The organism is Polyangiaceae bacterium, assembly GCA_020633205.1.
In the GTDB taxonomy this organism is placed as follows: Bacteria; Myxococcota_A; Polyangia; order Polyangiales; family Polyangiaceae; genus JAHBVY01.
Genome location: JACKEB010000011.1, coordinates 1,240,390 through 1,260,993 on the forward strand (window position 1 = coordinate 1,240,390; position 20,604 = coordinate 1,260,993).

The 20,604-nt window shown below is 65.9% G+C and carries 14 protein-coding genes; 6 read left to right on the plus strand and 8 right to left on the minus strand.

The window, feature by feature from the left end:
• Positions 1–164 precede the first annotated feature (164 nt).
• Both H6718_11895 and H6718_11900 read right to left on the minus strand, forming a co-directional pair.
• Complete coding sequence (locus H6718_11895; protein MCB9586094.1) at positions 165–2,381, minus strand: hypothetical protein; 2,217 nt, start codon at positions 2,379–2,381, stop codon at positions 165–167.
• 83 nt (positions 2,382–2,464) lie between these two features.
• Positions 2,465–3,586: a hypothetical protein gene (locus tag H6718_11900; protein ID MCB9586095.1), complete on the minus strand. Its 1,122-nt coding sequence runs from the start codon at positions 3,584–3,586 to the stop codon at positions 2,465–2,467.
• A gap of 336 nt (positions 3,587–3,922) precedes the next feature.
• Here H6718_11900 and H6718_11905 point away from each other — a divergent pair, with 336 nt between their 5' ends.
• From H6718_11905 to H6718_11920, 4 genes are all read left to right on the plus strand, one after another.
• Positions 3,923–8,473, plus strand: a complete 4,551-nt coding sequence (locus H6718_11905) for a protein kinase (protein ID MCB9586096.1) — start codon at positions 3,923–3,925, stop codon at positions 8,471–8,473.
• A gap of 133 nt (positions 8,474–8,606) precedes the next feature.
• Positions 8,607–9,101 carry a hypothetical protein gene (locus tag H6718_11910; GenBank protein MCB9586097.1) on the plus strand — a complete coding sequence of 165 codons (495 nt, stop codon included), beginning with the start codon at positions 8,607–8,609 and terminating at the stop codon, positions 9,099–9,101.
• A gap of 287 nt (positions 9,102–9,388) precedes the next feature.
• Positions 9,389–9,844: a hypothetical protein gene (locus tag H6718_11915; GenBank protein ID MCB9586098.1), complete on the plus strand. Its 456-nt coding sequence runs from the start codon at positions 9,389–9,391 to the stop codon at positions 9,842–9,844.
• Between the two features lie 31 nt (positions 9,845–9,875).
• The gene (locus H6718_11920; GenBank protein MCB9586099.1) at positions 9,876–10,487 is read left to right on the plus strand and encodes a hypothetical protein; all 612 of its coding nucleotides are present in this window, start codon (positions 9,876–9,878) and stop codon (positions 10,485–10,487) included.
• Between the two features lie 64 nt (positions 10,488–10,551).
• Here H6718_11920 and H6718_11925 read toward each other — a convergent pair whose 3' ends face one another.
• Positions 10,552–11,424 (minus strand): glycerophosphodiester phosphodiesterase, encoded by an 873-nt coding sequence (locus tag H6718_11925; protein MCB9586100.1) that lies wholly within the window; start codon positions 11,422–11,424, stop codon positions 10,552–10,554.
• Positions 11,425–11,801: 377 nt separating this feature from the next.
• On the opposite strand from H6718_11925, the gene H6718_11930 reads away from it, so the two are divergent.
• Positions 11,802–13,073, plus strand: coding sequence for a patatin-like phospholipase family protein (locus H6718_11930; GenBank protein MCB9586101.1), 1,272 nt, complete (start codon positions 11,802–11,804; stop codon positions 13,071–13,073).
• Between the two features lie 28 nt (positions 13,074–13,101).
• Here H6718_11930 and H6718_11935 read toward each other — a convergent pair whose 3' ends face one another.
• Positions 13,102–13,410, minus strand: coding sequence for a hypothetical protein (locus H6718_11935; GenBank protein ID MCB9586102.1), 309 nt, complete (start codon positions 13,408–13,410; stop codon positions 13,102–13,104).
• 28 nt (positions 13,411–13,438) lie between these two features.
• Here H6718_11935 and H6718_11940 point away from each other — a divergent pair, with 28 nt between their 5' ends.
• Positions 13,439–14,578, plus strand: a complete 1,140-nt coding sequence (locus H6718_11940; GenBank protein ID MCB9586103.1) for a PEGA domain-containing protein — start codon at positions 13,439–13,441, stop codon at positions 14,576–14,578.
• Positions 14,579–15,238: 660 nt separating this feature from the next.
• Here H6718_11940 and H6718_11945 read toward each other — a convergent pair.
• The 4 genes from H6718_11945 to H6718_11960 form a co-directional block, all read right to left on the minus strand.
• Positions 15,239–15,886, minus strand: coding sequence for a hypothetical protein (locus H6718_11945; GenBank protein MCB9586104.1), 648 nt, complete (start codon positions 15,884–15,886; stop codon positions 15,239–15,241).
• Positions 15,887–15,889: 3 nt separating this feature from the next.
• Complete coding sequence (locus H6718_11950) at positions 15,890–17,194, minus strand: sigma 54-dependent Fis family transcriptional regulator (GenBank protein MCB9586105.1); 1,305 nt, start codon at positions 17,192–17,194, stop codon at positions 15,890–15,892.
• Positions 17,195–17,283: 89 nt separating this feature from the next.
• Entirely contained in the window at positions 17,284–19,056 is a 1,773-nt protein-coding gene (locus H6718_11955) for a protein kinase (protein MCB9586106.1), read from the minus strand.
• 76 nt (positions 19,057–19,132) lie between these two features.
• Positions 19,133–20,482: a hypothetical protein gene (locus tag H6718_11960; protein MCB9586107.1), complete on the minus strand. Its 1,350-nt coding sequence runs from the start codon at positions 20,480–20,482 to the stop codon at positions 19,133–19,135.
• Positions 20,483–20,604 lie beyond the last annotated feature (122 nt).

The following is a 20,604-nucleotide window of genomic DNA, read 5'->3' on the forward strand; positions in this document are numbered from 1 at the left end:
TTCCGTGAATCACTGCTGACAGGTTTCGCGTTCGTGACACCGAACGCTTCGTTCTGTCGGCTTCAAAGGAACCCAGCGCCGGCGGATGGCTTAGCTCAGGTCGGTTTGTATGTCCGACTTTTGTTCGCCCGATTGTGGCGCGAATGACGAGTGTTCCCGCTGGATCAGGGGATGGTCACGCCCTTCGGCAGGTCGGGCGGGGTGAAGCTATCCGCGCGCTTCAGCAAGTCGCGAGCGATCATCACCTCGACCAGCTCGATGGTCTCGCTGCTCGCCACCGCCTTCAATCTCTCCGTGAGATCCCCACTTGGATGCGAGAGCGCGGCGTAGAACGTAGCTTCGGTTTTTTCCACACGGTTTTTCGCCGCGCCGAGCAGCTCTTGATCGGCGAGCTGCTGGGTGCCCCACGCCCGCAGCTTCTTGCCCCAGCGGTCGATGCCCCCAGCGCTCTGCAGGGCCGCTTCAACGCTGCCGTCACTGGTGGCTTTGACCCGGCGCTCGAGGAGCTGCAGCCACAGCGCCACATAGACCAAGTCCCCATCGGGGATGTCAGCCTCCACGGCTTGGCGCAGCGCCTCGCGACCGCCCCGCAGATCGCCCAGGGTGAGCGCGCGGCGCGCGGCATCCAGCACCGTGGCGGTGACTTGACGAACGTCTCCGCCCGACGCCTCGTAGGCGCGCTGGGTGGCGCGGCGCGCGGCAGCGTTGTCCCCATAGTGCTCCATCACTCGCGCGAGCTGGCGCTCCGCTTCGCTGAGCTGCGCGTTGGAGCGGGCCAAGCGTCGCGCGTCGAGCGCCGTGCGTAGAGCGCGCTCGAGCACCTTCGGGGCTTCGTCCTTGCGGCCCGCCTCGAGCAGGACCTCGTAGCGGGTGGTCAGCGCGCGCGTCTCTGCGGCCTTGTCGCCTTCACGGCCAGCTTGCTCCGCCATGGAGTTCAACGAGCGTAAGGAGTCGTCGTATGCGCCGCGCTGGCGGTCGATGGCTGAGAGCAGGCTCAGCGCCTCTACGGTGGGATCCGAGGCTACAGCGGCCTCGATGTGAGGCTTGGCCTTGTCGAGCTCACCCGCACGGCTCTCGATCGCGCCCATCACGTAGTGGAGGCGACCGGGGCTGGGATTCACCCGCCCCTTGAGGCCTTGGCTATCCGCGAGGGCGAGCAGGCGATCCGCAGCGGTGAAGGTGCGGCGCGCAGCCGCCACGTCGTTGATCTCGTCGAGGTCGACGATCGCTCGCAGGAGCAGCGCGAGCCCAGTCGCGACGTTGCGGGGTTGCGGCTCCTTTTCAAGTGCGCTCACCAGCACCTGGGGCGATGCTTCGCTCATCCCGTAGCGCATGAGCAAGGTGCTCAGCGTGCCAGCGGCGCGCAGACTATACGGTTCCGCGCGGTATAGCTGCACGGCGCAGCCCCAAGCCGCTCCGGCGGCCAAGTCTGGGCTCATCGCGGTCTCCGGGCGGTCCGGTGTTTCCGCGCGGGTGTAGACCTCGAGTAGCGCCGCCCAGGCCTCGGGGTTTTGCTCCTTGGCTGCGGCGTCCAGCGCCTCGAGCAAGGGAGGTGGCGCCACCTTGCCTACGTCGCTGGCTTGGATCGCGTCGAAGGCGCCTTTTGCGTCGCCTTGGCGCAGGTACACCGCGGCCAGGGCGAAGCTGCCTGTGCGGACTGCCTGAAAGACGCTGACTGCCTCCTCACGGTCGGCGTTGTCTTGCATCGGCATGTCGTCGAGGTTCTTGCGTAGAGCAGCGCTCACCCAGGATGTCGTGGACTGATTCGCAGCGTCCATCGCGTCTTTGCTGGGCTCGAGCAGGGAGCGCAGGGCAGCCGCGTTGTGCTGATCCTTGAGGGAGCTCATGCTGCCTGGGCGACGTGTCTTCGCCATCCAGGTCTTCAGCGCCGCGAGGTGCTGGTCGACTTCGTCTCGTGCCTTACCTGCCGGCAGCGCCTCCTTGAGCATTCCATAGAGCGCGCGGGCGCGTCCTTCGTCGCCAACCTGTGCCGCAGCATCCGCGCTTTGTTTCAGCGCTTCCTCACCCCCAACAAACATCTCGGAGCGCAATTCACCGACTCGCACCAAGTAAAGGGCGCCGGTCAGCGCCGCGACGCCTTGGTCGGGATGGCCGGTTTCGAAGCGGCGCTTTGCGTGCTCGAGCTGCTTGCGCACCACGCCGACCAGTAGATCGAGGCGCTCCGAGCTGCGCTCGCCGTTGAGCAGCAGCTTGTGCACCGCGGGCCCGAACTGGTCATCGCTGACCTTTACTGGATTCACCGGGCCCGTCGGGCTCGTGGGGTGATTCGGGGGTGAGTTGGTGGTGGACGTGCAAGCTGTGCTTGCAAGAGCGACACTCAAGCTGAGAGCGATCACCGCCGTGTGGGCGACCTTACGCATTGGGAACGACCTGACGCATTGGGGCCAGTCTACACCCCAACTGCTCCAGCGCTACCAGCTCGCACTTGCTGAAGAGTGTTGCGCTAGAAGCGCGCGGCTGCGCCCAGGCGGAGCCCGGACATCTTCGCGTCACCCAACTGGCCCCCCAGCGGGACCAGGTAGCCCACCGAGGCAGTGATGCCAGAGAACGTGGCGCGAACGTGGGGCTCCAGGGATAGCTGGAGCGGCGACGGCTGGGTCACGTCGCTATCGGGCGTGTAGTCCACCGCGTCGATGATGTTGTAGACGAGGGATCCGCGCAGCCCTGCGCCGAGCAGCTCGATGATCTGATACGCAGCGGCGACATCGGTCACGCTGCGCATGGCGAACGAGTTCAGCTTCGTCTCGCCGTTGGGTAGCGCCTCCGGAGTGGAGACTTCGCCTCGGATTTTGGGGGCGAGGAGCAACGTTTCCGCCGCGGAAAATTCAAAGGTACCAGGGAACTCGATGCCAGCGCCGAGGGTCACTGGCATGCGGCCGACGGCGTAGTACTCGCCTTCCCGCCAAGCGCGCGCTGCGTCCGCTGTGAGCTGCACCTGGGTCTGGGCGATCTTCGCGCGGTCTGCGCTGGTTGGGTCCGGCTCGCCCTGAGCTACCGGGATGCCAACGCCGAAGCGCAGCGGGATGTCGAAGGACGGCTTCACCAGGCGGTACTCGAGGCGCAGCATCGGGTTGCCGAGGGCGTTCGCCGATTCGTCGATTTGACTCTGATCTGCGGTCGAATCGAAGCTCGCGGTGGTCCACGGAAGGTCGAGTCCGAGGCTCAGATTGGGCTGCACAGCGTAGCTCGCGCCGATCACCAAGCTGATCGCTGTCGCGTCTGGGGAGCGTAGGTCCACTGGTCCGGGTAGCGGGGTCTGACCGAAGCCAAACAGCACGTCGCCGTGGACCGCGAGCGGCTTCTCCATGCGCGCGGCGGAGCGAGCGGCGGAATCGTCTTCAGCGGCGTCACCGGCCTTTTCCTTTCCGCGGGGAACGAATGGGGCATCTGCCTCCGCGACCTCGGAGTCGACGGGGTCATCCCCTTCACTCTCCATCGAAGGTCCTGCCTTCGACTCCACCTCGCCGGACGCTGCTTCGTCTTCGGCTTGGGCCATCAGGTTCGTGCTGAAGAGCAAGCCAGCGACACACAAGGGGAGCAACGAGGCGGAGCGAAGAGTACGCATGGGAGGTCCTTGGAGCGATGAAGGGAGTCGGCGTCGACGTTGCCAGCCGGGGCGCTAGAGCCGCGTCGGGGCCTTGTTCGAGGTTTGGAAACACGCGGTGGAACGTTCAAAAAGCGCCGACCGCTGCGGCGACACCCGGGAAGAAACACCAATTCGCGCCGCAGAGCCGCGATGAAACGCCGATTTCGGGACCATGAACGTGGGGCCAGAAAAATTGCGTTCGCGCGGAAAAGCCCCACATCGGGCCCCAGACTGAGCGGATTCGAGCGGTCAACCGCGAGGTTCGCCCGCCACGTCCCGCGGAGGTGCGGTAACGTTCAGGTTCCAAGCGACGTCATGGATACTCCCGCCCGGCTTGCCGACTTCGAGATCATTCGCCGCCTTGGTGCGGGCGGTATGGCAGAGGTCTTTCTGGCCAAGCGCCGGGGCGCCGAGGGCACCTTCAAGCTCTTGGTCGTCAAGCGCATCTTGCCGCAGCACGTGGAGTCCCCTCGCTTCCGCACGATGTTCGCGGAGGAGGCGCAGCTCGCCACCCGCTTGAATCACCCGAACATCGTTCAGGTCTACGACTTCCAGGACTACGGCGACGAGGGCCAGCTCCTCAGCATGGAGTACGTCGAGGGGCCCGATCTGCGAAAGTTGCAGCGGGCGACGAAGGCGCAGCAAACGCGCATCCCGCCCTACGTCGTTGCGTTCATCATCGGTGAAGTGGCCAAGGGGCTGCACTACGCCCACGCCCGCAAGGACGAGCGAGGTGCGCCGCTGGAGATCGTTCATCGCGACGTCTCTCCCCAAAATATTCTGTTGAGCTTCGAAGGCGCGGTGAAGATCGCGGACTTCGGCATCGCGACCGCCAACGTGTTCCGCGAAGAACCGGGCGTGCTCATGGGCAAGACCAGCTACATGAGTCCCGAGCAGGCGCGAGCAGAGCGAGTCGACCGGCGGACGGACATCTACTCCCTTGGAGTCGTGTTCCACGAGCTGCTCACTGGGCGCCCGCTTCACGGTGCGGCTGAAGGTCAGGAGCTGCTGGAGGTCGTGCGCAGTGGGCACGTCGAGCCTCCAAGCACCTTCGCGCGAGGGGTGCCGTCGGAGCTCGAGTCGATTGTGATGCGCTCCTTGAGCCGCGAACCGGCGGACCGCTTCCAGACGGCGCGCGACATGGCTGGCGCGATCACGCGGGCGCTGTTTGCCAAGCAAGAGGTGGTCGACTCCCACAGCCTCGAGAGCGTGATCGAGCAGCTCGTGGGCAGAGAGCATACGTCGCCTGGTGTGGAGGCTCCTGCCACCGTGGGCAGCGTGAGCGAGCTCCCGCCGGCGAGCGGCAGCTCCCTCGAACAAGGCTCGCGTCTCCACGCGGATGCACCGACGGGCCCCGGTGGCCCCGATCCAAAGCGCGATCTGAAGAACCGTGTCGGACGCGAGGTGCGCCATGTGGCGATCGTCACTTTGCGGCTCCACGGCGGCGAAGATCTGGCGAAGGCGATTGGGGTGATGCAGGCGCGTCGCTTTGCGGAGCAGCTTCGCAGCACCCTCGATGAGATGGCGTTCAAGCGCGGTGCCCGTTGGTCGTGGAGCGCTCAGAGCGGCCAGCAAGAGGGCGACCCGCTACTCACTGGTTCCGCGCGCGCCGTGGTCGGCTTGATGGCGAACCCGGCTCGCGCCGCAGCGGACGCAGCCTGGCTCGCCGTCGACTTGCACGAAGCCATCGAAGGCGCTTGTGACGACTTGCCGGTTCCGGTGCGCGCCGGCGTGGGTATCGTGCGCGGCATCGCTACCGGTCGGCGTGATGACGGCGGTCACCTGATTCACCACGAGCTGCAGGAGAACGCTGACTACCTCGCGCGGCTCTTGGGCGAGCGTGCCCCGGCAGGTGCCACTTGGGTTGCTGGCGGCCTGTATCGCTTGGTGCGCCGTGACTTCGTGTGGGGCGACGCGCCGACGATTCAGCTGTCAGACGCAGACGAGCGTGAGCTACCGCGTAACATGCGCATCTATGCGCTGCAGCGCCCGCTGACCCGCGAGGAGCGCCAGCAGGTATTGCAGCACGCGCCGAGCGACTTGGTCGGTCGCGATGCGGAGCTCGCGGATCTCCACGCTGCCTATCACCGCGCCGTCAGTCCTGGGCCTGGAGGTCAGCTCGGCAAAGTCACAGCGCGGGTCGTCGCGGGTGAGATGGGGATCGGCAAGACGGCGCTGGTGTCGACTTTCCTCTCGGAATTGCCTCCGGACGCGCGAGTCCTGCGCGTCGAGTGCACGCCGGCGCGCACGGAGCTGCCCTTCGCCAACGTGGGCGAGTGGGTGCGGGAAATGACCGGCACGCGCGCAGAGCAACCTCTGGAGGAGGTGGTGCGCACCGTCGAAGAGATGCTCGGCGAGTTCGCTCAGGGACAGCACGGTGAAGAGATCGTCAAGCGCCTCGCGGAGCTGGTGACGGGAAACCTGGCTCAGGCAGACGACGAAGCCGAGGTGGCGCACAACCGTCGTTTGATCACCTCGGGCATGCGCCGCTTTTTTGCGCGCGTCGCGGTGGAGGCGCCGCTGGTCGTGGCGCTGGAAGGTCTGCAGTGGTGCGACCGACCAAGCCTCGAGCTGTTGACCCAGCTCGTGAGCCGCGAGGATTCTCTGCCGGTCTTGGCGCTGCTCGTGACGCGACCGAACGATCGCGTCACCCCGCACATTCAAGGCATCGTGCGCATCGACATCCTGGGGCTATCGGCCGACAACCAGGTCCGGCTGCTGCAGACCCACCTTGGTTGCCGGGAAGGGGTGCGCGCGGTGTGTGCTGACCTGTTGCCGCGGGCCGCTGGCAATCCATTTTTCCTTCTGGAAATGGTGGATGCGCTGCTGGAGCGCGGGATCTTCGAGATCCGCGAGCGCCCCGACCAGACGCACGAGCTGGTGCGTGTCGATCGCGACAACGAGAGCGCCGGGACGCTTCCGAGCACCTTGGAGCAGCTGATCGCGGATCGCCTCAATGAGCTCCCGGCAGAGGAGCACAACATCGTGGACTGGCTCGCCGTGGCAGGCGGCCCGCTACGCATGGAAGACCTGCGGCTCTTGGCGGGCAACGACGCGGATGAAGCCGTCACTCGGCTCTGCGCGCGCGGTGTGTGCGATGAGCGCGATGGCAGCATCGACGTGCGGCATCCTCTGACCCGAGACGTCGCTTATCTCGCGCTCGACCGCCTGGAGCGCGTGCGGATGCACCGTCGGGTGGGCGAGTACCTGGCAGAGCGCGGCGTGGCGCGGGGGTTGTCTGCGGCCATCGTCGCTCGGCACTTCTCCCGTGGCCAGCAGCCGTCGCGCGCAGGTGATTTTTACCTGGAAGCAGCGTCCGCGGCGCGCGCCAGCTACCAGATGCAGCTCTCAACGCGCTACTTCAGACGTGCACTTGCGGTGCTCCCCGAGGGTGACCTGCGACGGCTTTCCGCGCGGGAAGCGCTTGAAGCGATCTGCCGTGTTCAGGGTCGCTGGAAGGAGCGCCGACGCCACCTCGCAGCGTTGCGCGCGTTGGCGAAGAAGAGCAATAACCCCCAGTGGGTGGCCACCGCGCTGGTCCGCACGGCGCGCTTCGACCTCGACGATGGACGCCTGGCGCGTGGCCTCTCCGCCGCGCAAAAAGCCGAGCAAGTGGCGCAGTCCTGCGGCTCCGCGGTGCTCCAGGTGCAGGCGCAGGCGCTGGTCGCCGAAATGCTGCGCGACCTAGGCGACATGCAGGGCGCCCTGGCGGCGTGCGACCGCGCCATCAAGTCAGCTCAGCATCAAGACGTCCCCGCGCGACGTCGAGCGGATGTGTTGCGTACTCGAGGCACGCTCTTGCGCCGCGTTGGGCGTGTGCACGAGGCGGTCGAGGCGCACGCCGAGGCCATCGCGGTGTTTCGTCAGGTGGGCGCGCGGCGTCAGGAGGCGCGCACCAAGAACGCACTGGCCTACGCGATGTTCGTGCTGGGGCGTTTCGAAGACGCCATCGCCCTCGCTCTCGACTCGATTCGCATCGACCTCGCGATTGGTGGTCGCTTCCAGATCGCAAAGACACTGAGCAACATCGGTCAGTCGTATGGGCGCTTGGGGGATCTTCCTCGCGCTCTGGCGTACCTCAAGCGCGCCCGTGAAGCGCACGAGCGCTACAGCGATCAGGATAGCCGTGCGGATACGCTCCTGTGCAGCGCCTTCGTCATGCTGGAAGCAGGTGATGTGGACGCCGCGGAGAACCTGGTGGGTGACGCGGGCGCGCTGACCGCGGTCACCAGCAGCGCCTACGACTCGGTGCACGAGAAGATCATGCGGGCCTTGCTCGCGCGGCGCACCGGAGACTCTGGCGCGGCGGTGATGCACGCCTTCGACGCACGCCAGGCGGCGGAGGCTCAGGCCTACGTCGCGTTCCACTTCTATGCCATGGCAGTCGAAGCGGCGGCGCGAGTGGACATTGGGGAGCAGCACACGGGGATCCTACTGGCGACGACCGCGATGGGTGCCATCGGCACGGTGCAAGGCAGCGAGTACGGCCTCGAGACGCGCGCGCTGTGCTGCGAAGCGCTCCGCAAAGCCGGTTCGCCCCAAGCGGGGGAGCTGCAGAAGAGAGCAGCTGAATACACGGAGGAGCTGATGGGCTTCATTCGTGACAAAGCTGCACGGAAAACATTCAGGCGCCGCGGTGTGGTGGTCGAACTCTTGGGCCCGGCAGAGGACACAGGGGTCGGGCGCCATGAGACCGGCCAGCTAGGCACCAACGCGGATGTGGATCGATCCGAACGCGAGATCTCCGAGCTGCTGCCTCCACTCGACATCGACCCCAACCGCAGCGCCGACCCCGACGAGGACATCGAACGCGATTCGCTCACTGGCCTCGAGCAAGCGGACGAGGCCGATGGCGTCAAAGGCTGAGCCCCGAAGCGTCACAGGCTGCTTGCTGTTGCTGCTTTGCGGCGGCTGCGCTCCAGCCGCTTCACCCAGCACGTCCCCGCCTTCAACACCCTCGTCCTCCGCGCCAACTGCATCCGGCGCGTCGTCGCCTTCCGTGTCGAGCGACGCAGAGCCAGTACCTGCGCCCGCGGCTGAGCCAGAGCAGCCTGCGGAGCCGCCCCGTGAGTATCGCACGCAGCCCTTTCGGGTCACGGTCGCGCCGGCAACGAAGGAGCCGTGTCCCCGCGAGGATACCTCGCTCGCGGAGCTCCATTTCAGCAACGCCTGCGTCGAACACAGCGACCAAGGGGTGCGCCTTGGGGTGATGAGCCGTGGGGGCACCGGCCTGACTTGGAAGATCCTCTCGAAACAAGACACTGGTCGAGTTCGCTTCCTCGAGATCGAGGAGAGCGTGCCAATCCGTCGCCCCGGTGAGAAAGTGCTGCTCGAGGCGATCGAGGTTCGCGCAGTCATTCCGCTTTCGAACGCACCCGGCAAGTACACCCTGCGGGTGAACGATGCGTGCGTGCCCTTCGAGGTCAAAGCCAAGGTCCCGGAAAAGGATGCTGCCGTGCGGATCTGTCTGCGCGATGACCCCTTCCGGTTCTAGCGCCGCTTGAGCGCCGGGTTCTTCTGGGTAACCCTTAGACCGTGGCGTTCGCGGTTTCGGGGGTGAGGGGAGCTGTGCTGAGTTCCTTGGTGGCGCTGTCGATCATTGCGTGTGCCACGCGTCCAAGGAGCTCGGAACATCCAGAGCCAGCTGAGCCGACTCCAACGAGCGCCGCCAATTCGCGCCCGGGAGGCGCGAACGAACCACAAATCCTTCCGTCAGCGGCCCATCAAGCTGCAGCTGAAACCTCGAGCGCGCGTGTCGCGCAGGCGTTGCCGCTGCCACCTGTGTTTCGTGCGTGGCCGCTATCTATCGCCATCGAGCCGTCGGCGGGCCGCAGCTGTGAGCTCGCACCCGAGCGCTTCGGAGTGCTCGGATTCGTGAACGCTTGTGTGCTCCAAGATCGCGAGCGCGCGCTGCTCTACTTCGAGTTGGGCGCCGAGGAACTCGAGACGATTTCGCTCGTGCGCGGCACGAACTCGGTCTTCCTCGAGCTCGAGGCGAAGCACCGAGTCTATCGACGTGGTGAAAGAGATGACATCGTCGGGAGAGTCGTCGTGATGACTCTGCCGCTGTCCATCCAACCCGGCGACTATCAGCTCCGAGTCAACGACACCTGCCTACCCTTCAGGCAACTTGCGCCCAGTGCGCTGCCGCGCCTCGGGCCAGTCGAAGAGAAACGCACGTGCTGGAATGATCGGCCGATCGTGAAGACTCCGGGTCCCGATAGTCCGGGGCGTTGAATTCGCGCAGTCACTGGGCGACGGTGCCCACGTGCGTTTGCGTTGGATGTTTGGGAGCGCGGCACTCGTGTGCGTCGCGTGTGGTGGTGGACCTGTTCAGCAGCGGTCGGTCGCGGAGGCGGATGCGCCGGTGCAGGGCGACTCTCCACCGCTTGGCGTGAACGACAGCGACAGCCACATGACGCTCGAGATCGCCCACGTTGCAGACATCGGCGGTGGTCAGGAAGCAGCAGCCCGCGCGGCCAGCGAAGCTTGCGGCGGCGCCAGCGAGCCTGACCCGAAGAGCGTGCCCGTGAGTGACAGCTGCGTGATTCAGCGCGGAAACGAAATCGAGGTCAAGTTCTACGTTGGTTGCCTGACCAGTAAAAACGAAGTGCACCTCTCGGGTGCGATGGAGCTCGAGACGAATCGCGGTGCGCGAGTGGCGATCGACGTCACGAAGCCTGCGGGAGCCAAGGCTTCCGGGCAAATGCCGAATCTGTCCGACTGCAGCGTCGCGCACTTGTCGAGCAAGCTCGCTGGGCTCGAACCGGGCGGTTACGTGATGCGCACCCGAGAGAGCTGCAAGGCGTTCGTGGTTACCGGGGAGGCACCTGGTGAGCCCGTTGTGACCTGCTGGAACGGCGCGTTCGTCAATCGCTAGTCGAAGCGGTGCGCCTCACCCCCCCAAAAAAAAGAAGGGGGCAACGATGCACGGTGCCGGGAGGCTACTTGCCGAGCTGCTTGCGCACTTGGTCAAGCGTGATCGGATCGTCGGTGATGATGCCGTCGACGCCGAGGTTTATCAGCTGTTCCATCTCGGTTGCGTCGTTGATGGTCCACGCGTGGATCTTGAGGTCGAAGCGCTTGGCGCGAGCGACGGTGGTCTCGTTGATGATACTGATGCCGAGCTGCTCTGGCGGCACCTGGAGCACTTTTCCTGGGGGAATATAGCTCGACTCGTCGTTCAGGTCGACGAAGTCCAGGATCTCCCCCAGGGCATATGCGCTTGGCACCTCGGGCATCAGCTGCCTGAGCTCTTGCACGGTGGAGCTATGGAAGGAGCCCGCGGAGATTTTTTCAGTCATGCCCTTGGCTCGCACGATCTCGGCGAACTCGGGGACGATGCTCGGCGTCTCCTGCTTGATCTCGATCACGAACTCGGTGTCCGGGTGCGCGTCGAATACCTCCTCGAGGGTTGGAACCTGGATGCCTTGGCCGCGATGGGGGAACGATTGTCCGCCGTCTTCGCTGAAGTTGTACGCCGCGTCCAAGCTGCGTAGCTCGGCGAAGGTCATCTCCGAGATCGCGCCGGTGCCATTGGTTGTGCGATCCACCGTCTCGTCGTGCATCAGTACCAGCACGCCGTCGGAGGTGCCGTGCACGTCCAACTCGAGGATATCGGCGCCGACGTCGAGGCCGTTTTGATACGCGACCAAGGTGTGCTCAGGGGCCAACTTGCGGCCCCCGCGATGGGCGATGTTGAGGAAGTGGTTCGACAGCAAGAGCGGCCCTCCGGGCTCCGGCGCAGAGTCGTCGCTGCCACAGCCAGTGAGCGAAAGCATGAGCAATAGAGCCGCGCCGCAAGCCTTGAGAGACATGGCTCGAGCATCGCGTCTGCTGCCTCGCGCTCCAAGGAAGTCGAGCTTTGAGCGGCGCCTTGGCGCGCTCAGCTGCAGCTCCCTCGGCCAGGAAAGCGGTGTTTCCAGCGCAAGCACCTAGTGAGGGGAATCTGTGATTCGCCGAACAAGTCAACACAGCGTTTCCTCGTCTCAAAAGTAGCGCGAAGGCGCAAAACTCGAGCGCCGACACCTCGAGGGGGCGGGCGAGTTTTTGCAGCGAACTACGGCGACAGGACACTTCCACGTTCGAGATCACCCCGTGTTTTCTTCGGATCAGCGAAGGTCAGTCGGGTTTCCGCGGCCATGTAAGCAACGCGGTTATTTCGGCTTGGCCTTGGGGGCTAGCACGGACTAGCTTGTCGGACGGTGTGAGCAACAAATCCGGACGACGTCTAGCCATCATCCTGTCGGGGGGAGGTGCGCGGGGTGCGTACGAAGCAGGGGTGCTTTGGTACCTCTTCGACGAGCTCACGCGGCTCCGCGGTGCACCGCCACGCGTCGATATTCTGTGCGGGACAAGCGTCGGCGCGATCAATTGCGCGTTCACCGCTGCGCACTTGAGCGACCCGGTGCTCGGTGTGCGGCGCCTGGTCGATGTGTGGAGCGGCCTGCGCCTGGATCGCGTGCTTGGCTTCGGCGTCCGGCAGGCCTTGTCGCTGCCCAAGGTGTTGATGGGCGGCGGCCAAGGCACTGGCGTGTTCGACGTCGCGCCGATGTCCCACCTGGTGCACAAGGAGATCCCGTGGCGCTCCGTCTCCCGCAGCCTGCGTAAGGGTCACCTCAAGGCGCTGAGCGTTTCCGCGACGGAAGTCAGCACCGGACGCACCGTGATCTTCATGCAGACGGGGCCGAACACCGCGCTGCCAACTCGCGCGCCGCCGCGCACGTTGATCCGCGCGGATCGCATCGGGCCGCAACACGCCCTTGCATCCGCTGCGATCCCGCTGTTGTTCCCTCCGGTGCAAATCGGTAGCCAGCTATACGTGGACGGTGGCGTGCGCCAGAACACGCCGATTGCCCCAGCGATTCGCCTGGGCGCGACCCATGTGTTGGTCGTTGGCACCTCGCGCCTGGTGCGTGGCGTGGTGCATCCCCAGCCGGATTTGCAGGCGCCCGGCGCGACCTTCTTGCTCGGCAAGATCCTCAATGCGTTGCTCCTCGACCACCTGGACAACGACCTCGGCATGGTGAACCTACTGAACGACACCATGGAGAGCGGGCGCGCGGCCTTCGGCCTCGACTACGTCGACAAGCTGAACGCCGCCGCGGCGCTGCGCGGCGGTCACCGCTTCAGCGAAATCAGCACGATGGTGGTTCGCCCCACGGAGCGCGTCGGCAAGCTCGCGGGTGATTACCTGCGGAAAGGCAAGCTCAAGGCGGGCCCGGTGGTGACCAAGCGTCTGCTCAAGCTGCTCGATGTGGGCGTGGCGGATGACGCAGACCTCGCGAGCTACCTGCTGTTCGATGGTGGCTTTGCCCGCAGCTTGATCGATCTAGGTCGCGCGGATGCGTACGCGCGCCGCACGGAGCTCTTGGACTTCTTTGGTGAGGTCGAAGAGGCAGGCCCCCCGGACGATGAAGGTCAAGACAGCTCGTCCTGGACCTTGCCGCCGCCTGCCGTCGGCTGAGCTACGCCAGCTGCCCAGTAGCGAAAACTCAACAGTCTTCGAGGGCGTCTTGCAGCTCGCCGAGGGCCTTGCCGTTGCCGGTACGCGTCGCGAGCTCGATGCCCTGTTCGAGCCAGACCCGCGCGTCGCTGCCGCGGTTGGCCTCGATCAAGAGCTGACCCGCCATCAGGTACATCGCGAGGTAGCCGGAGTCCTTCTCGCGCAGCTCCTCGAAAATCTTCAGCGAATCTTCCACGCGCTCGAGCTTCCGATACTCCATCGCCAAGCCATACAGGGCGAAGGAGTCCGCCTTGCCATCGGTGTGCAGTTGCTCGAGAAACGCCAGCCGCTTGTTCATGGGCCGGTTCTAGCACTAGCTTTGAGTCATGGGTCGGGTTTGGGGGTTAGGCGCGCTGTTCATCGCCTGCGCCTGCTTGCTCACCGTCGCTTCACCCAGCATCGCCTACGCAGCTGGCAATCCGGTTTACTTGGTGACCAAACAGAGCGATGCCGAGGAGCGCCGTCAGCTGTTCCGCGTCGCCGCACGCTTTCGTCGGGTCGTCAGCGCACTGCCGCTGCCTCCGCCGGAGCGCAGCACCGTTCAAGAAGCCAACTTAGAGGCGCGCCGTCGCGCCATCGAGCTCGCGCTGAAGCGCGCCCGCAACTACGAATCCGAGGCGCGCTTCGATGCCTGCGTGCGTGAAGCGGCGCGAGTGCTCAGCGAAGCGACCACCGTGCTCGCGCTGAGCGGCCACTTCGAGGAGCTCCGAGATCTACACATCCAGATCGGCGCCTGTCTGGTTACCGCGGGGCAACTCGAAGACGCGCGGCCGCACTTCCTGGCCGCCGCGACCTTCGACGAGAAGCCTCCCAAGGTAGGCCTGCACCGCGAGGATGTAGAGCGGGAGCAGCTGAAGGCGCGCGACGACGTCCTCAAGCGCGCCCGCGGGATGGTGCGCATCGAGAGCGATCCGCCAGGCGCTGAAGTGTGGATTGACGGTCGCAAGCAGCGCGGCAAGACGCCGCTCAACGCCAAGGTGCGCCTCGGCGACCACTTCGTGACGCTGCGGCGCTTCCGCTTCGAGCTGCTCACCGAGCGCATCCTTCTGCAGCCGTCGGGGCGCGTGCAGCTCAGCATGGAAGTTGCGCGGCCCACCACGCTGGCTGCGCAGCTCGTGTCCGGAAAGCCTCGAGCCGCCTCGACTCACGAAAAACAGCTCGCCGTCGCGCTCTGGTCCCGCGCGGAGGACGTGCTGGAACTCAAGCACTTGCCCCGGCGGCGCATCGAACTGTCGCTGTGGGACGCCGCCTCTGGCAAGCGCGTACGCCACACTCAGGGGCCGGCGAAAGACCTCGAGGCGCTAGCCTGCCGGGTGCTCGGAGAAAGTTGCCGTGAGGAAACCGGCGTGCCCTGGTACGTGTGGCCTCTCGCCGGCGCCGTAGTCGTCGGCGGCACCGTAGCGACCATCGCAGTCGCCCGCAGCGAGCGCGACCTGAAGTTTTGTCCGCCGCGCGGGTGCAACTGACTACTTCTGCGCTTTGGTCTCGTGCGCGGCTTGGGGCGCATGGGTGTCCGAGGATTGAACCGCCAAGGACGCCAAGGACGCCAAGGGGGATTGGGCTCGAGGCGTACGCCGGTTGGCTGAGTCGTCTTAGTGCTGTTGTGAGCCATGCGGTTGGTGGGCTTCTTGTTTGATGCCGTGCGGCAATATCCGGCTCCCCGCAGAGTTAGAAGGTGCGCGTCCCCAATCTTGGCGCTCTTGGCGTCCTTGGCGGTAAAACCCCTTCGAGTTCGTGGGTTCGGAGCGCTACTTCAGCGCTTTGGTCTCGTTCGCGGCTTGGGGCGCATCGGTGTTCGAGGATTGAACCGCCAAGGGCGCCAAGGACGCCAAGGGGGTTGGGCTCGAGGCGTACGTCGGTTGTACCACCCGTTCAGTCAGCGCGCGCTATTGTCAGCGGACGCGCTCTCCTGTCGGTGCCGCGCGGCAATGTTCAGAGGGCCCGGAGCTTGAAGGTGCGCGCCCCCCCCAATCTTGGCGCTCTTGGCGTCCTTGGCGGTAAAACCCCTCGCGACGCGTGCAGCAATGTTCGTGTCCTCGCAGCGCGAAAAGGTGCACGCCCCCCCAGTCTTGGCGCTCTTGGCGTCCTTGGCGGTAAAGCTCTTTCGAGTTCGTGGGTTCGGAGCGCTACTTCTTTGCCACTCCCAGGCAGACTTCGAGGGCGCACTGGAAGTCGCACACGCCGAATACGCACTGGCTGTTTGCTTGGCAGCCGGCGCCGCTGCGGGTTCCGCCTGCGCAAGCTGAACACTGGATGTCGTAGCTGCTGGAGCCAGCCGCGACCAAGCCGAAGGTAGAGCAGCCGATGAGGTTGTCCGCTTGACACGTCACGTCGTCTGCGCCGGTGGCGTAGAGCACGGCCACCAGCGTGGCGTCGCTCTCCTTCTCGAAGTCGGTGAAGGTGATGCCGTCAGGCATCGCGCGGTCGAGGGCGTCGTTCAGCAGTGTCGCGAGCTCTGTAGGCTGAGAAGAGAGCGCCGTTCGTACGCAGGCAGAGCGCTGCTTTACTTCGCCGCTGCTCGTCACCAGGGCTACGTCGAGCGCGGTGCCCTCGAGCGCGTGGGTCAACGGATTCAGCTCCGCGTGGGTCTTGCACGCGTTGGGATCGGGCTCACAGCTCGCAAGCACTCGCAGTGCGCCGCTGCGGGTCACCCGCACGGAGAGCGACTCAGCCTCACAACCCATGCTGCACTCGGCGGCCACCAGGGTGCAGACCAGGAGCAAGGCGCCGCGCGGCACGCGTCGAAGCAGCCTTCGCGTGAATCGTTTCCCCACGGTTCAGTCGTCTCCGCGCAGCCCGAGCCGGCGAATGCTGCGAAACAGCGTGCCGCGATCGACCCCCGCGTGGCGCGCAGCCTGAGCAACGTTGCCGTCGCTCGCTTGCAGCGCCGCTTCCAGGTACTGACGCTCGAAGCGTTCTACCAGCTCCTGCTTCGCCTCACGCCAGGGGCGCTCCAGTAGGTCATCGAAGGCGCTGCCGTCCCCTGCGCTCGGGTTCGGGTCGCGTAAAGGCGGAGGCACCTGCAGTACCGCGAGTTGCTCCAAGTAGTTGCGGAGCTCTCGTACGTTGCCAGCCCAGCGCTGCTTCTGTAGCTCTGCCAAGAGCTCCGCGCTCGGCACGATGAGCGTGGGGATCTTGCGGTCGAGAACGATTTGCTGCATCAGCTCCCGAGCGAGCTGGGGGATGTCCTCGCTCCGCTCGCGCAGCGGCGGCATGCGGACTTCCATCACGGCGATGCGATAGTATAAATCCGTGCGGAATGTACCGTGGTTCACCTCGCTGCGCAGGTCGCGATTCGTGGCGGCAACGATGCGCACATCCACGCGCTCGCGGCGCGCCCCGCCTACCCGCCGTACCTCTCCTTCGCCCAGGGCGCGCAACAGTTTCGGTTGCACCTCGAGGGGCAGCTCACCTAGCTCATCCAGGAACAGCGTGCCGCCGTTCGCGCGCTCGAAGGCGCCGGCCCGCGCGCTGATGGCGTGGGTGAACGCGCCCTTTTCGTGGCCGAAGAGTTCGCTCTCGATCAAGGTTGGTGGCAACCCGCCGCAATCGACGACTTCGAATGGCCCAGCAGCACGCGGGCTCGCGGCGTGGACGGCGCGCGCTGCCAGCTCTTTGCCGGTCCCGCTCTCCCCGAGCAGCAGCACCGGCACGTCCGTCGGCGCCGCCTTCTCGAGGAGCGTGTACACGCTCTGCATCGCGGCTGAGCTTCCGAGCAGTTCCCCGAAGTGGCTACGCCCGCCGCGCACCTCATCGTGGGCGTCTCCCAGTTCAAGAGCGAGCCGCGTCCTTCCAACGCTGAGCTCCAGGGCGCCGGGGAGTGTCGCGCGTTCGACGCGCACGCCGCCAATACGGGTCCCGTTCGTGGACCCGAGGTCCTTCAAGGTGATGCCGTTTGGGCCTGCGCTCAGCTCCATGTGGAAACGGCTGACGGCGCGGTCCGTCAGCTTGAGGTCGCACTGGCTACTGCTCCCGACCACCAAGCGCCCTGACTTGGCCTCCGCGGTCGCACCCTGGTCGGGGCCCTCGACGACGCGCACGCGGAAGCGCGGCAGGCGCATCACCACCTGTCCGTCTTGCATCACCACTTGCGTACACGCTGTTTCGTCCACCCGTGCCTCGTCCGCTTGCTGGAGTTTAGTGTTTTTCCCGGGCCGCGTCTGCGCGTGCTTCAGCGAAGGTCGAGGGTTGCGGTGCGACCGTCGGCGATCACCACGCTGCCGCCTTTGCGCTGGGTGCTGTCCATGCGGGAGACGGCTGACAGGCTGTAGCGTCCGCACGGCCAGACGTATCGCCCCGGCGACTGCACCGCGCTTGGTCCGCCGCTCACCGACCAGCTGCCATTGGAGAAGATCTGCAGAGCGCCGGTGCACGCTGGCTTGTCCGCCGGTTGAGCGCTCTTCGCGACGCTCGGCTGGGCGCCTGGGAGTGGCCCGAGCTTGGCCACACTGGCGCTCGGCTTGGGCGGAGCGGCGCCGCTCGAAATGGCTGACGGCGCTTCGGGGGCTGCACCTTGTGCTGGCACCTGGCTCGCGGCTCCGTTGCTTAGCGGAGCCGGAACGCCGCTGGTGGTTTCGACGGCGGACGGCGTGACCGCGGGTTGCTGCGCGGTATTGGGGGTGCGCAGCACATAGACGCCGGTTAGGACGCCTCCCAGGAGCACACTCACCCCCAAAAAAACTAGCAGCGGCTTCGCTGACTTCTGTTGCCGTGGGGATGCGAAGTTTGAGGTCTGCTCTCGTGGCTGCCCCGGCAATCCCTGGAGCGTGCCCGGACTTTGGGGGGGAGGGGACGAGTCCATGCCCACACCGATTGGGCGCTCGAGCTGCGGCGCCGGGGCGTCTTCGAGCGTCTCCGTTCTCCACCCTGCCTCGATGGCTGCTGTCTCGTTGGATTCGGCCTCGATGGATGCTGCCTCGTTGGATGCGGTGTCAATGCTTGCAGAGTCGATGGTCCCCGTCTGGCGCACTAGGGAGAGCGCGTCAGGTGCCCAATCAAGCCCCTTTTCCCCGCGCCGCAGCTCAGTCAACGGTTTGTCTCCGGTGTCCGCAGCGAGCGAGTGGAGCGCCTCACCCGTCATCTCGTGGGGAAACAACTCGGCGACCGCTTCCCCCAGCTCATCCGGTTGCACGTTGGGCAGGCCCAAGCGCCCAAGCTCCCGGGACACTTCCCGCGCGCTCACTGGACGGGCCTCGGGCTCTGGTGCCAGGCAGCGCAAGATCAGCGCCTCGAAGGCTTCGGGCAAGTCTGCGCGAAGTTGCCGCGGGGCAATGGGTGTCGCGTCGCGCGCGCGGCTCTTGAAGGGCAGCTCGCCAGTGACGAGCTCGTATAACATCACCCCAACGGCGAACAGATCGCTGCGGAGGTCCACTTCGCTGCCTGCGACTTGCTCAGGGGAGACGTAGCCGGCTTTGCCTACCAGCTCTACGCCGTCCACCAACTCGACCTGTGCCACGCCGAAGTCAGCGACCTTGACCTCCCCGAGGCGCGAGAGCAGCACGTTGCCGGGGCTGACGTCGCGGTGCACCAGCTCTACCTTGGAGTGGGCGAACTCCAGGCCGCGCAGCACCTGCTGCATGATGTAGGAGGCGTATCCGAGAGGAAACGATCCGTGGCGCTCCTGCCAGGCCTTGTGGAAGGCGCGCAGGTCCGCTCCGTCCACCAGCTCCATCACCAAGAACGCATCGCCCAGGCTGCCGCGGCCGTAGTCGAAAACTTGAACGATATTCGGGTGCTCGAGGCGCGTCATCAACCGCGCTTCGGCTGCGAACAGCTGCTCGAAGCTCTGGCTGCCAGACAGGCTCGGTAGCACGCGCTTGACGACGACGCGCTTCTCGAAGCCGTCCGCCCCGACGGCGCTCGCCAGGAACACCTCACCCATGCCGCCACGAGCGATGCGCGCTTTGAGCACGTAGCGCCCAAAGGGAGAAACCGCGGCCTGCATCTGCCAACGATAGGCGCAGGCGCGCTCCGCTCCAAGCTGGACAGCGCGTTCTGTCAGGTCCTTGTGGGTGAGCCGCTCAGAAGGGACAGTCCGCCGGCTCGCACATGCCGGTGCGCTGTGTCGCACTGCCAGCGCCGATCCCGCACCACTCCGGCGTCGCAGCGGGGATCCCGTCGCTGAGATACGGGCTTTGGCCGGCGGGTAGCCAGTACGGATGATCCAGCCAGAACTGCCACAGCCCGGTGTACTTCGAGCCACCGGTGGGCGGCTCGAAAGGTGGCTCCGTGTGCGCGCAGTTGTGGATGCACTCCAGCATGAAGTGCCCATCATCGCTGAGGTGCTGCTCCAGGTTGTGCGAAGCCGTCTGGAAGTTGATGGTCACGCACATATCGCTCGCGCCGCCCCAGAGCACCAGCTCGGGTACTTTCCGCGTGGGCTTTACGTAGGCCTTCACCTGAGCGACGTCGGTCCCTCCCGAGAGCACGATGGCGCTCGACAAGTACTCCGAACGATTCCCGGTCAAGACGACTGTCCAGAGCGCACCCGCGCTGACACCGATGCTGCTCACGCAGCTCAAGTTGGTGTCGAACTCTTGAGACACGCAGCTCAGGAGGTCGTCGAAGAGCCCCAGCTCGGTCTGGATGGCAGCGTTTGGAGTCGCGACGGTGTACGGCCAGGTGAAGACGTTGAGCGCGTTGTCGTCCGCTTCCGGGATGATCGCGATGAAGCGCTGCTGGTTGGCCGCCGCTTGTACTTCGCCCTTGGTCGCGAAGCTGTTGGCGCTGGCGTTCAGCCAATGCCACAAGAAGGCGACGGGGAGCTTTTCGCCGGGCTGTATATCCTCGGGGAAAATGAGGAGGAACTCGCGATCCTTGCCTCCAGAGGAGATGGTATTGCGTCCGCTTACCAGCACCGGGCAGGTGCCCGCATAGGTCTTCGGCGCCGGTGGAGTCGCGGCGCCGGTTGGTGCTGGCGTGGCGCAGCTCACTCCGCTGAAGGTCGGGCCACCCGCTGCTCCGGCGGTTCCAGCGGCTCCTCCCGTGCCCGCCGCTCCGCCGCCGCCCGCTGCACCGCCGCTGCCCGCTGCACCGCCGCTGCCCGCTGCACCGCCGCTGCCCGCCGCCGCCCCAGTCCCCGCGGTGGCTCCCGCTCCAGCTGCTCCGCCGATCCCACCGCTGCCCGCCGTCCCAGCGTTGCCAGACGTTGCACCGCTCCCCCCGGCGCTTGTTCCGCCGACGCCGCCGTCGCCCGATGTCCCGGCGCTGCCCGCCGCGCTGTTCCCCGCGGCACCACTGCTGCCCGCGGTGCCTTCGCCTGTCGTCGATGCGTCGCCGCCACAGCCCACTGAGACCAAGCCAAGGGCGGCGCAACCCAGGCTCCAGACCGCCCGAGCACGCCATGCCGCACTCCTCTTCACCCGCGTCATGCTGCAAGTCTACGACTTGGCCAGCTGGCCGGTCAAACGTCTGTTTCACGCGGTGCATGTGAGCGGATCCCTTGAATTTTAGGCGTTCAGGCATCCGGCTATTAGTGACGTGTCTTCGCGCC